Source organism: Paenibacillus farraposensis (genome assembly GCF_020736845.1).
GTDB lineage: Bacteria > Bacillota > Bacilli > Paenibacillales > Paenibacillaceae > Paenibacillus > Paenibacillus farraposensis.
In genome coordinates, this window is the sequence record NZ_JAFFQR010000087.1 from 25,585 (window position 1) to 39,123 (window position 13,539).

General features: G+C 43.1%; 8 protein-coding genes and 1 pseudogene. 7 read left to right on the forward strand and 2 right to left on the reverse strand.

What is annotated here, in order from left to right; translation table 11 throughout:
* Window positions 1–1,264: 1,264 nt before the first annotated feature.
* The 5 genes and pseudogenes from JO375_RS14430 to JO375_RS14450 all read left to right on the forward strand — a co-directional run.
* On the forward strand, window positions 1,265–1,516 hold the full coding sequence (locus JO375_RS14430) for a hypothetical protein (RefSeq protein ID WP_229525127.1): 252 nt from the start codon (window positions 1,265–1,267) through the stop codon (window positions 1,514–1,516).
* 399 nt (window positions 1,517–1,915) lie between these two features.
* Window positions 1,916–3,847, forward strand: coding sequence for a fructose-1,6-bisphosphatase (locus JO375_RS14435; protein WP_229525128.1), 1,932 nt, complete (start codon window positions 1,916–1,918; stop codon window positions 3,845–3,847).
* A gap of 390 nt (window positions 3,848–4,237) precedes the next feature.
* On the forward strand, window positions 4,238–4,324 hold the full coding sequence (locus JO375_RS14440) for a hypothetical protein (protein ID WP_229525182.1): 87 nt from the start codon (window positions 4,238–4,240) through the stop codon (window positions 4,322–4,324).
* Window positions 4,325–4,433: 109 nt separating this feature from the next.
* Complete coding sequence (gene trxA, locus JO375_RS14445; RefSeq protein ID WP_229525129.1) at window positions 4,434–4,754, forward strand: thioredoxin; 321 nt, start codon at window positions 4,434–4,436, stop codon at window positions 4,752–4,754.
* A gap of 120 nt (window positions 4,755–4,874) precedes the next feature.
* Window positions 4,875–5,061: pseudogene (locus JO375_RS14450) on the forward strand (ArsR/SmtB family transcription factor); the annotation flags it as partial.
* 462 nt (window positions 5,062–5,523) lie between these two features.
* Here JO375_RS14450 and JO375_RS14460 read toward each other — a convergent pair.
* Entirely contained in the window at window positions 5,524–6,534 is a 1,011-nt protein-coding gene (locus JO375_RS14460) for a LacI family DNA-binding transcriptional regulator (RefSeq protein ID WP_229525130.1), read from the reverse strand.
* A 906-nt stretch (window positions 6,535–7,440) separates the two neighbouring features.
* On the opposite strand from JO375_RS14460, the gene JO375_RS14465 reads away from it, so the two are divergent.
* Window positions 7,441–11,253: a GH32 C-terminal domain-containing protein gene (locus JO375_RS14465; protein WP_229525131.1), complete on the forward strand. Its 3,813-nt coding sequence runs from the start codon at window positions 7,441–7,443 to the stop codon at window positions 11,251–11,253.
* Window positions 11,254–11,596: 343 nt separating this feature from the next.
* The gene (locus JO375_RS14470) at window positions 11,597–12,415 is read left to right on the forward strand and encodes a GNAT family N-acetyltransferase (RefSeq protein ID WP_229525132.1); all 819 of its coding nucleotides are present in this window, start codon (window positions 11,597–11,599) and stop codon (window positions 12,413–12,415) included.
* Window positions 12,416–12,527: 112 nt separating this feature from the next.
* Here JO375_RS14470 and JO375_RS14475 read toward each other — a convergent pair whose 3' ends face one another.
* A complete protein-coding gene (locus JO375_RS14475; RefSeq protein ID WP_229525133.1) occupies window positions 12,528–13,523 on the reverse strand; it encodes a carbohydrate kinase family protein in 996 nt (331 codons plus the stop codon).
* Window positions 13,524–13,539: the final 16 nt, after the last annotated feature.

The window sequence follows — 13,539 nt, forward strand, 5'->3', positions numbered from 1 at the left end:
ACTTTATCCCATTTCCAATTTTGACAAGAATATTATCTCATTCCCGACGGGGGTTAATAAGAGGAGGATATAAGAAATCGTAGCAGCATAGGAATACTGATTAAGTACTTGCATTGCATTATGTTGCAACCTTTAGTCCATTCATTGTCTGAGCCAATCGAATAAAATGACGAATTCAAATCAGAACAAAGAAAGACGATTACGAAAGGGAGTTTATGGAGTGTTTTCCGGCTACACTTGCAGAAAAGTAATGAAGAGTCTCTTAAAGTACGACAATATCAGAAGACCATTAATAATGCTCGATATAGATAGATTGTTTTACAAATTTAATGATTTGGTACGGGAAAGTTCAAATAATGATGGGATTTACAATTCCGATTATGCTTTAACCAATTATATTGCTGAATGTTGCAAGGAAATAGGGTATCACGGTATTTCTTATAAAGGGGTAAGAGGTGAAGATTATACAAACTTATTTTAAATTTCACAAGCACAGAGGATATGAGTATTAATCACGTTAGAAGAATGAAAATAAACATAAAATATGAAGTTGATATTTAGCATATTATAAAGACTTTATCTCCAGGCTGCTGTCGGGAGACGAAAACATGGTCCCATTATAAAGTTGCTTATTTAGCGGCTTTAGGGGGGGGCCCCGTAATAAACAACATCTACTACCTTCAGAACGATAACCTTAGGGAGGGCGAATAGCAAAAGATCATTGAATGATGCTGAACGCTATGCTTTGGGGAGCCAGATCCGGAGCGCCATGGCGAGACTTTCTTGACCGTGTACACGCGTTTCCGACACTGGAAGATAGCTGGAATTTGGGGTCGAATAGAAGCATGTTTCCATCACACCTGACTTTGAAACATTATGATCGATGCCACGATATTTTGCGTCCATCAACACGGATCAGTGCAAAAGGGGGAAACAATTCCAAGCGATCGGACGATCCCAAAGCGGAATAACGACGAAAATACAAGCGATTGTCGATAGTCTCGGTAACCCGCTCCGTTACGACTTAACGGACCATGATTGTGAGTCATACCAAGCCGAAAACATCGCAAAATCCAGCATGAGTGGGATTGGTGGTTATACAAAGAAGAGTGTGGGAACACGGTAAGCGGTGAAACATAATCCTGTAGAGGGGACAGAACATGTTACGAATACCTTTGCTCTAACTACCATTAAACATCAATTCGTTGATTGAACAGAAGGTAACATGGTTTCCCCAGACGGCTATGCGCTAGCCATTGCGTATATGTCTCGACCTGGAAATGATGAAAAACAGTTGGATTTAATTTATGATTACCAAACTAATGTGAAAATGTATCCACAGTTTCGGCAATATCTCCAAGAGCGCCAGCCACCTTTCTTGGCTGCTTGGGGAAAGAATGACGTTTTATCTATTCCTGAAGGCGCTAAGGCCTTTAAAAAAAGGATCTACCCCATGCGAAAATTTATTTACTGGACTCAGGACACTTTGCCTTGGAAACACATGCTCAGGAAATAGGAGAATTGATGATTCACTTTTTTTGAAAACTTGTAAAGCACGAATCCTAAATTGCTCAGATGTTGGATGAAGTTTGTTCATTCATGAGGGACTGGAGTATGATGGGGGAAAGTTGTGCTGATATCACCACATAAATAATTTTATTTTTATTATTAACCATACAGGTGAAGAGGCATCAAAACCTAATGTTTTTTTACTTTAGCTATTTTTCGAATTGGAAATCTGTTAAAATCAATGCCACATAAAGAGCGATATCATCGAGCCTTAACGACCTGTGCGGATGGCATTCCGAAAGCGCCAATATTCCGTATGTAAAAAATCATTTATAGAATTGTAGGTTGAATAAAGCTTTTGGACCCGCTATACATCACCATACTTCCTTGAAGGGGGACATCTGTTTTGGATGAGCAGTTTCTAGATTTATTGGCTGAGAAATATGATACGGAAGAAAAAGTCATAACAGAGATCATCAACCTTGAAGCGATCTCCAATCTTCCCAAGGGAACTGAGCATTTTGTCAGTGATTTGCATGGGGAATTCCATGCTTTTCAGCATGTACTAAGAAACGGTTCGGGTAATGTAAAGGAGAAAATCAAGGATTTATTCCGTGAGGTTTGGACGGATAATGAAATCAATGATTTTGCGGTGTTAGTTTATTATCCGGAAGAAAAAATACAGCTGGTTAAAGCGGATCTGTGCAATAAACAAGCCTTGAACCGGTGGTATAGACAAACGATTGAACAAATGCTTAAGCTCATTTCTTATGCCTCTTCCAAATATACGCGCTCGAAATTGCGTAAAGCTCTGCCGGAGCAGTTTGTATATATTGTAGAAGAGCTTCTATACAAGACGGATTTGACCAACAATAAGGATTCTTATTATGAGGAGATATACCAGCAAATTATCTCCTTGGGCCAGGCGGACAAGCTCATTATCGGCCTTGCTTATACGACCCAGTCCCTAGTGGTTGACCATCTTCATGTGGTCGGAGATATCTATGACCGCGGGCCTGACCCAGACAAAATTATGGATACGCTGATCAACTACCCTTCTGTAGACATTCAGTGGGGGAACCATGATGTCCTGTGGATAGGCGCCTATGCGGGTTCCCTGGTCTGCCTTGCGAATATTATCCGGATCTGCGCCAGATACGACAATTTGGACATCGTTGAAGACGTATACGGAATTAATCTTCGTCCACTTCTGAACTTGGCGGAGAAATACTATGACAACAATCCGGCCTTCAGACCGAAGCTGCAGGCCGACCATAACGCATCGGAGCAGGAAATCCTGCAGATTACCAAAATTCATCAAGCCATTGCCTTGATCCAGTTTAAGCTTGAAATCCCAATTATCAAGAGACGCCCATACTTTAATATGTCTGAAAGGCTTTTGCTTGAGCAGATCGATTACGACAAAAATGAAGTCAAGATTGGCGGAAAAACTTACCCGCTGGAAAACACCTGTTTCGCAACCGTAAATCCGCAGCAGCCTGAACAATTGCTGGAAGAAGAACAGCAGGTGATGGAAAAGCTGCTGTTCTCCGTTCAGCATTCCGAAAAGCTGGCCAGACATATGAATTTTCTTATGAAAAAGGGCAGCCTTTATTTAAAATACAACGGGAATCTGTTAATCCACGGTTGTATTCCTTTGGATGAAGAAGGAAACATGCAAGAAATGCAGATTAATGACAAGACGTATTCGGGCCGTCAGTTGCTCGATGTTTTTGAAGATTATTTACGTTACGCCTTTGCGCATCCGGAAGAGACAGATGATCTAGCGACGGATATGGTATGGTACATCTGGACAGGGGAATGTTCCTCGCTCTTTGGAAAGAGAGAAATGACCACTTTTGAACGGTACTTTATCCAAGATAAAGAAACCCATAAGGAGAGAAAGAACCCTTACTACCATTTGCGTGAAAATGAAGAGATCTGTCGGAAAATCCTGCTGGAGTTTGATTTGAATCCGGATCATGGACATGTCATTAACGGGCACACGCCAGTTAAAGAAATTCATGGAGAGAATCCCGTTAAAGCAAACGGGAAAATGGTCGTCATTGACGGCGGTTTTTCCAAAGCCTATCAATCCACAACGGGCATCGCCGGATATACCTTGTTGTATAATTCCTTTGGCATGCAGCTCGTCGCCCATAAGAAATTTAATTCAAAAGAAGATGTGTTATGTAACGGAACGGACGTATTATCTGTAAAAAGACTGGTGGACAAAGAACTGGAGCGGAAGCTGGTGAGGGAAACCAATGTCGGGGGGGAGCTGTTGCAGAAAATCTCCAATTTGAAGAATCTCCTGGAATATCGCTACATGAAATGAAACAATTGCTAAAGGTACAATGAGCCCTCACCCGGGAGGCGGCTTTTAAGTATCCGGTAGGTTTTCCAAGGCCTACGTCAATCAACTTATTCGGAGAATTAATAAAAATAGCCAACTCAATGGAGTCGGCTATTTTTATGTGGGCAATTCAGGCAGTAGAAGCAACGCTTATCTGCCTACTCAGCAGCTATGGCAGGAAGACGCGCCCTGACTCGAAATCTAGCAATTGAGTTCGCCGGGAATCACTTTCGAGTGAATACCGTGCAGTTGTTGAAACTCCAATATACAACACCTTTATAAGTGAAGAGGAAGTAGCAAAAGTGCTTCCTGAATTTTAATGCCTTTCATCCGATCGGTCGGAACGGCGTACTTCTGAACGTAGCTGAAGCGATCCTATTTCTTGCTAGTGACTCAGCTTCGTGGATTACAGGTATTGTTATGTTGTTAGATGGCGGAGTCACAGCTCGCTTGAGATAACGGATCTATTCCTGCAAAGATAAAAAGACTTGACGAAACAAAAAAAAGTTATACTATAATTCAACTAATTAATTGAATAGTTGACTACAAAATATAGCAGGTCTTTTTTATGGGAGCTATAACATTAACAAAAGAAACATTTCATGGTCAAATTCAAACAGGGGTAACATTGGTTGACTTCTGGGCACCTTGGTGTGGCCCGTGTAAAATTCAGCTTCCAATTGTTGAGGAGTTAGCTAACGAGCTAAAGGGGGAAGCAACACTGGCAAAGGTCAATGTCGATGATGAGACGGAACTAGCTTCGCAATTTGGCATTAGAAGCATACCCACACTTCTTTTGTTTAAAGACGGTAAACTAGCTGACACGATGGTGGGTGTTAACCAAAAGCATATACTGAAAGAGAAAATTACTAATTTGACAAAACAATAATTCCAGATAAATAGACTGGAAATCGGCAATGCTTCGAATAAGCAATTGCCGATTTTAATCTAGACTTAAAGGAGGATTCATCATGCATTCAAATTCTGAAATTTCCATTAAAGAAAGACTATTCAACAATATGCCCGAATCGGGAAATGTTTGTCCAGTGATAAACGCCTTGAACTTTTGGATCTACTTTCCAATGGACCAAAACCTGTTGAATTGTTAGCACAACAGACGGGGATGAGTGTAGCTAGCTAATGTATCACGGCATCTTCAAATCTTGTTGGATTCCCGACTGGTGAAATTCAGAAGGAACTTAGGTGAAATATTGGTGGATCAAATACCCAATTCAGAGGATTCTTCCTGACGCAACCCCTCCGAAATCGCTCTCACAGCAAATTTCGTAGCGTCGTATATGGCTGAAGTAAGACTCATTACATGGTCTGCGCTCATCGAGTTGAAGTTCGTGGATGCCAGGAAAAGTGAATAAACATTAGCTCGCTGGATCGAAAGCAACAGATTGTATGGCTTTACTGATTCAGAACGGTAGCCATCCGGATCAAGTTGATTTTTCAACTCATTCTTTCCCCAAGACCCCAATCGAACCAACCATTTGAAGTTGAAAAGCGATTTTTGGTTGGAAGTTCTATAATTAACTTTTCAGCGCCCCCATCTTTTAATACTACATATTATCTTTCAAATCAAGGGTCCCGAAAGACCCTAAGACAAAAGTGAATAAAAATGGTTCCTTGTATCTTTGCTACATACAACTTGATTAGGAAGACTTCGTGGAGCCTCTCTGAACGATGCATGTCTCAAGATGAATGGTCTCATTCCGTCGATCCGGCTGCTCCAATCGAGCCAACAAGGACTCAACGACGCGTGTACCGAGCCCGTACGGATAAGTATGTATGGTCGTGAGCGGAGGATCGATAATCTTGGCATTAGCAATATCGTCGAAACCTGTTACCTCAATTTGTCCAGGAACATCGATGTGCAACTCTTTTAGGGCACGAATAACCGATATTCCAATATCATCGTTGGCACAAACAAATGCTGTCGGAAGCTTTGGAAGCTGCTTCAACTGTTCAAGCATCCACTCAGCAGATAGATAAGGATTGTTGTCCTCAAGCGTAATGCTGAACGTCTCTCCAGATGAAGCGCGATGCATTCGGAGGGCTTGATCGTAACCAAGCCAACGCTCATAAAAGCTTCGACAGTGATTGTGGTCTCCGATAAATCCGATCTCCGAATGACCGCGTCCAATGAGAGAACGAGTAAGATTGTATGTCGTGCGGTGATTCTCCATCAAGAGGATGTCGAATTTGTGTGGAGAGTTCAACGACTCTGGCAAAAAATCGATAAACACCGTTGGAATGCCCGTGTTTAGAATAGTTTTAATATAGGCTTCTTGGAAGATCTCAATACAAACAATTCCGTTCACATTTGAGTGGTTAATATTGGGGGGTAGTGTGCATGAATAGATATCGCCAGGATTGACAAGTGATAAGATCAGATTAAAGCCTTCAGCGCGTAGGGAGGTTTCCATCCCTTTAATCGTTTCAGAGTAGAAGCTGATGGCGTTAATGTCCGCTCGTGTAAGAAGAGCAATATTGCCTCCATTCATGAAACTGTAGTTTTTGTATTTCATCTCCGCTGCTTTTTGGATTACTTTCTTCTTTGTGCCCTCTGGAATTTGTGGATGGTTGTTGAGGGCTTTGGATATGGTATTTCGAGACAGCCCCATTGCATCCGCGATGTCTTGAACCGTTACTTTCTCAGCCATAATAAACTCCTTTTTACCCTGTTTCATAGAATCTTAAATGATAAACAAAAATTTATCGAAATGTAAATGTAAATATGGTTTTTAGTTGGAAACAATTCTTTGATCTTGCATACTATTAATAAACATTCCCCTCTTATACTACACTACTCTTTGCCTTTTTTGTAGTAAGAGTTACATAAGAAAAGATTCTATACTATATAGGATAAATCGGTGTTCTTATAAGAAAAGAAAGAGAGCTAGATCCCTTCTGGTGAGGGTTTGCTATCAAGGAAATATATAAACTTAAACAAGTAACAGAGTGAGTGAAATTTTCATTGCTTTTTATTTTTGAAAGCGCTACACTTTTCATTATATAAATTAATGTTTATAAATATTGATTATAAATGTAAACATAATGAACAATTATATGCACAAATATTTTGAGGGTAAAGCTGGAGGTAAACTAAAATGAGCTCTGTATAACCGTCTGAGAATTTATTGAGCTTTTCCGCCGGATAGCCAAATTACAGGTTCGTTACGCCAACTCCTAAGTCGGGGTCGGAAATTACAAACACTGAGTATTTTGCGGCGGGTTTTGCCGTTCCCGTTTGGCTGGGAAACAAATGTCAATGCAGCAATTTATAGCATGATTTAGATGGGGTGCTGCGTAAAGAATGTCCTACTGCTTGTGATATATCGTAGGTACGGGGGGACGGTGTTGGTGTTTATTCGGAAGGTAAAATTATACGTATACTTGTATACCCGAAGAGTGGACAAATGTTGACCAGACGGCATCCTGAAGATGAAATTCGTTAACATAGGGATGCCATAAAGGCCATTGAAGCCACTATCCCGGCCAGTTACTGTGCTGTAATTGGCCGCCTTCTAAAGATGATTATTCGATAGAGTAGAAATGGAGGGTAATCGATGAAAAAGAAATTCAAAGCTGTGCTGCACATCCTCATTGTGATGGCTATCATTATGACTTCATCTGGAGTTTACGCTGCTAGTCCTGATACCGGCTGGGCTGCACGTGCGGAAAGTAACACAGGAAAATCGGAAGAGGAGGGTCTTTCTATTTTAGAAAACGCTATCAATGTAAATGCAAATTTGACAGGATGGCAGGTAAAGGGAAAAGGCAAGTGGGGAGATTCCGCAGAAGGGCTCCTGCTGACATCTGATCCGCAGGAGAACATAATGGCCATCTCTGAAACGATAGCAGATGATTTCCTGTATGAAGCCGATGTTATGATCAAGGATATGCAAGCGGATGCTTCTTTGCTCTTCCGTTCTAATGAAGACGGGTTGAATTCGTATATGCTTCAAATTTCACCGCAGTCCGGTATTATCCGTTTAAAAGATGCGGTCGGTGGGACAGGTAAATTAAATGAAGCGCATCAGGTTTCTCTCAAGGCAGGGGAGATCTATCATCTCAAGGTAAAGGCTGAAGGGACCTCGCTGAAAGTTTATTGGGGAACTCAATATAAGCCTGTGATTGATATTCAAGACAGTTCATACCGCTCCGGCCGCCTTGGGGTCCACGTCTGGGATGGGTCTGCCTTGTTCCAGAACATAACCGTTAGCGATCTCAAAGGAAATTTGGGTATGGTGCTTGTAAAAAAAGGACAGTGGCAACCTGACCTCAGCGGCCAAAAAGGAACGTCTGTAGACCAGAGCAAGGCCCAGCAAATATATAGCAGGCAAGCTGCTGACTTTGTATATGAAGGAACAATCGCTTTCCGCTCCGATGCTGCTGCCGCTCTTGCTTTCCGCTCCTCTACCGATGGAGCCCGTGGATATGAAGCCACTCTGGTGAAGGAAGGAGAGCAGGTTCGCGTATCCCTGACGAAAGCGGATGGAACTGCAATTACAAGCTCAGAGCGATCTTATCCGAGCTTAGCGGGGGCGAAGCATTATGTGGAAGTAAAGGCGATGGGTAACCGGATTCAAATTTTCGTGGACGGTTATACTCCGCCAGCAATCGATGTAACCGATCATTCGTATTCAACAGGAAACGTCGGTCTTGTTGTGAAAAAGGGAAACGCTTACTTCCAGAATACTTATGTCACGGAGGCTAACAGCTATTATACTGAAACCTACCGTCCTCAGTATCATTATACACCGATCCGTGGTTACGCCAGTGACCCGAACGGGCTGGTCTATTTCGAAGGTGAGTACCATCTTTTCCATCAGGATGGAGGCACATGGGCTCATGCCGTCAGCAAGGATATGCTGAACTGGAAACGTCTGCCGATTGCACTTCCGTGGAATGATTACGGGCATATCTGGTCCGGATCTGCTGTGGCCGATGTAACGAATACATCAGGCTTGTTCACGAATTCGGGCGGCAAAGGTCTGATCGCCTATTATACCTCCTATAACCCGGATGGTCCAAATGGCAACCAGCGCATTGGCCTTGCTTACAGCAAGGATCAGGGGCGTACGTGGGAATATGCTAAGGATCGTCCGATTGTGATTGAGAACCCCGGCAAGAACGGGGAAGATTCGGGGGGATGGGATTTCCGCGACCCCAAGGTGATTCGCGATGACGAGCATAACCGCTGGGTCATGGTAGTGTCCGGTGGAGATCATATCCGGTTCTTTACATCGGCTAATTTGCTGGACTGGACATTAACCGATAATTGGGGTTATGGAGATTATATTCGTGGCGGTGTGTGGGAATGCCCTGATTTGTTCCCGCTGGTAGTGCAGGGAACGTCAGAGAAGAAGTGGGTTCTCATGATCAGTACAGGCGCGAATCCAGCAACAGGAGGTTCAGATTCAGAGTATTTTGTGGGAAGTCTGACTGCAGAGGGGAAATTCGTAAATGACAACCCGGCAGGAAAGGTGCTGAGAACGGATTTTGGCAAGGATTATTATGCATCCATGTCTTTCTCGGACATGACAGATGGGCGCAGAGTAATGTTGGCGTGGATGTCCAACTGGGATTATCCGTTCGCTTTCCCGACTTCGGGCTGGAAGGGGGAACTGACTATCCCAAGAGAGGTTACCCTGGTCATGACCCCCGACGGGCTCCGTCTCGCGCAGAGTCCGGTCAAGGAGATGGAGCATCTGCGCAGTAGGCTGTTCTCTGCAACTGACAAGATGATCAATCCATCTTCTCCAAACCTGCTGAGGGGACTTGTTTCTGGAGCATATGAGATTGAAGCCGAACTGGAGATTCCGGCTGGAAGTAACGTAACAGAGTTTGGTTTTAATGTACGTGAAGGTGCGAACCAGAAGACTGTGGTGGGTTATAAGCCAGGCGAAAGCAAATTGTTCGTGGACCGTTCTGCTTCCGGAGCTACGGATTTCTCCAATCTGTTTACTACAAGACATGAAACGGAGATGAAAGCCGAGAACAAGCAGATTCAGATGCGAATTTTAGTGGATGAATCCTCTATTGAGATCTTCGCTAATGGAGGCAAGGTGGTTTTCTCCGAGGCCATATTTCCTGATCCGGCCAGCAGGGAGATGAGCTTCTATACCCAGGGAGGCAATGTGAAGCTTGTTTCTCTGACGGTAAACAAGCTTGGATCGGTGTGGAATTCGGACAGGGATACGGCAAAACGGATTATAATGGATACGGGTGACCGTGAACTGGGGATAGGGCAAAGCGAAACGCTGCGGGCGGCAGTGGAGAATGGGTCCGGCAACGGTGTTCTCCCGCTGAAATGGAAATCCAGCAATGCCAAGGTGATAGGCATAAAAGGAGCGAGCGCTTCCCAGGCAACCCTTATGGCCAAAAAAGAAGGCGAGTCCGTCATTACTGTATCTACCCCGAATGGAAAGGTATCCTCCAGCCTTCTTGTAAAAGTCTCCGGCGGCGAGTTCCATACCAGTCTCAGCGGCTGGACCCAAGATCCGTCTATGGCTTCATGGGTAGTCAGCGAGGATGGAATTCGTGGGAGGTACTCCAGCGACGCGAATTATATGGCTCAGGAGCAGGCGGGTGATTTTACTTATGAAGCTGAACTGAAGCTTGGCACATCCGGCGGGGCTGGTTCACTTCTGTTCCGTGCAAGCGAGGATGGGCACAGCGGCTACTACCTGAATTTGGATCCTAACATGAAGTCTATTCGCCTGTTCTACAAAATCAATGGACGGTTCGAGGAACGGCAGGTTCTGGCGAAGGTCCCGGCCTTCATCCAGTCAGGCCAAACCTATGAAATAAAGATTCAAGCGGAAGGTCCGCATATCGTGGTGTATGTGGGAGGGCTGAAAATAATGGATCTGAAGGATGGGACCTTTGCCGAAGGTCATTTCGGACTTCATGTCTTTGGCGGCTCTGTCTCTTATCAGAATGTAAATGTGACAGGAGGAAAACCGACCAAGTCGAAGGAATCAAGCCTCGTGAACGCAGCGTTCCAAAAATCCATATATACAGCCCGCCTGGCAAATGGCGAAGCAGTTAGTGTACAGGATGCAAATGAAGCCTCGGATCAAAAATGGGTGTTTGTCCCGACCGGAGATGATGCAGACTCCTATTCCATCCGAACGACCTCCGGCCAGGCGCTGGATTTGGACGCAGAGCACAATAAAATTCAGCTCTATTCTTATTTGGGCTACAATAATCAGCGGTGGATTGTACACAAAAATAGGGATGGTTCGGTTGCCATTATCTCAGTTCATAATAATAGGGCTTTGACCATATCCGAGGATGGTTCAAAGCTTACTTTAGAGACTCCTGCAACGGATGAAATGCGACGGAATAGGTGGAAAGTAAGCTCTGATTTTTAGTTCTATCCTGTAGAAAAGCCCCTTCGCTTGGCGTAAAGGGGCTTTTGGTGTCCACAGAAAATAAAGTATTAGACTGAAAAATAAAGTTTTAGACTCGGAAAATAAAGTTGTAGACTGAGAGAATAAAGCTTAAGACTTACGGGTGCTTCATTACGCTAACGGGGCAGGGCAGGTTAGTTTAATTTAATTAAAATTCGTAATCATATCATTATAATTGTCAAAGTAAACTGATTATATTATTATCAAATTAGAAAGATGTCTAATTAGATAAGTTATTGACTTGAACTGCAAAAAAATGCAAGTTAATTTTGTGGAAATTAAGCGATAGTCTTCATGTTATTGTTTGAACAAAATTATAGTATCCTGTGGAAAGCATTTGTTTGTAATGATAGAGTATTCAACTTCTTTAATTGCTGGAAGAAGTATAATCAGAGAAAATAAAGGTAACATTCTTCCTACATTCGCTTACTCGGTATTAGATAATTATATTACTGGAGAAATCGTTATTGATGAGTGTTCAGCATTAATAGGAACCTCTGCGGGTATATATGTAGTTGTTGGGAACGAGAAAAATGATAAATTTTTAGACCTGCTTATGGTCAAATTTAAGAGTAGGAAGATTGCTAATCAGAGATTTACTTTGTTTTCTTCATCTTTAAATTGGGATAACAGAATCAAGAAGCTGTTCGGGGCAGAGTTGAAACAATTGCAAAGGTATTCCTTTAAATTTAATGAGGATAATTTTTCTAAATTAAGCAAAACTAATTTACCGGATAACTTTCAACTAAATATGACAAATGAGGAATCGATTCACGGGAATAGAAATTTTTACATAGAATATATCATTAAGTATTGGGGAACGGTAGAAAATTTTATGACGAAAGGATTCGGTTTCTCTGTAACTCAAAACAATGTGCATGCTGGAGAATGTGTTTCAATATTCTCGTCATTAGGATTTGCAGAAATAGATATTGTTACTAATGATCATTTTAGAGGTAGGGGATTGGCTCAATGCACCTCAGAAGCTTTTATTCTGGAGTGTTTAAATAGAAAGTTAACACCAAAATGGGATTGTGACATTCATAATCTTGCCTCAATCAATTTGGCTAGGAAATTGAGTTTTGCAAATCCAGAAAAATACTCGGTTTTCGTTAGGAAGTAAGACTACACTCAACTCCCTCAAAATGATTTAGTTTTCTCACTTCACTTTCCAAAGAATAACTAAAAAGGTGTCCAGCGACCCTAGGATAATCGTCGGGACACCTTTGCTGTTCTTACGCTTCGATTTTTGTTTCACCCTGTTGCTCTACGAAAAGCTTAACTTCTTCCAACGATGGCAAGGCTGCAATCGCTCCAACTTTGGTGCACACGATAGCGCCGACTTGATTGGCAAGTGTTATAAATTCCTGCTGTTGCTCCCAATCGGAGGTAAATGCCTTGGGCTGACTCAGCTGGCTGATTTGATACAGCATAGCTCCGACGAAGGCATCACCGGCACCGGTAGAATCGATAGATTTAACAGTAATACTGCTGATTAGCGAACGGGAGGTACCGCTTGAGATGAGGGTACCTTCTTTCCCCATGGTAACTGCCACCGTTTTGGCTCCCAACCCATGCAAAAGATCCAATGAAGCATTGCGGTCAGTCAGCCCGGTAATGATATTTAATTCCTCTTCGCTTACCTTTACGAAATCCGCATTGTGTATTCCTCTTCTGGACAATGTTATAAACTCCTCCAGCCTATCTTTCCAGAGGTCCCCTCGATAATTGGGATCAAAGGAGGTAAATTGCCCATTGGCTTTCGCTTCGTCCAATAAAGACAAATACGCTTCCCGGAAAGGATCGGCAAGCAAGGCCGTTGCCGATCCAAAATGTAGAATGGCAGCCTGTCGAGTCCATTCTCTATCAATGTCCTGCTGAGACAGCTGACGGTCAGCTCCGCGGTTGAATACGAAATCTCGTTCGCCGTTAGCGGCAAGGGAAACAAAAGCCAGTGTAGTCGGTGTTTCCGGATCAAAAAGAAGCATGGAAGTATCCACATGCTGCTCCTCCAGCGTTTGCTTCAGGTATATACCGAAGGGATCAGCTCCGATTTTCCCAAAGAATGACGCTTTTCCTCCGAGCTTGGCTACGGCTGCGCTTACATTTGCCGGAGCACCGCCGGCCTGCTTGGAGAAATGCTGACCCTTGGTAAGATTGACGTCAATATCTGTACAGAAAAAATCAATGAGCAGCTCGCCCACACAAAGAACCGTTCCGTCATTTTTCACTTTAATGCACCTCTTG

Excerpts from the sequence above, each read along its gene's own strand:
- JO375_RS14430 (WP_229525127.1), top strand. The coding sequence starts at position 1,265 with ATGTCTCGACCTGGAAATGATGAAAAACAGTTGGATTTAATTTATGAT.
- trxA (WP_229525129.1), top strand. The coding sequence starts at position 4,434 with ATGGGAGCTATAACATTAACAAAAGAAACATTTCATGGTCAAATTCAA.
- JO375_RS14465 (WP_229525131.1), top strand. The coding sequence starts at position 7,441 with ATGAAAAAGAAATTCAAAGCTGTGCTGCACATCCTCATTGTGATGGCT.
- JO375_RS14460 (WP_229525130.1), bottom strand. The coding sequence starts at position 6,534 with ATGGCTGAGAAAGTAACGGTTCAAGACATCGCGGATGCAATGGGGCTG.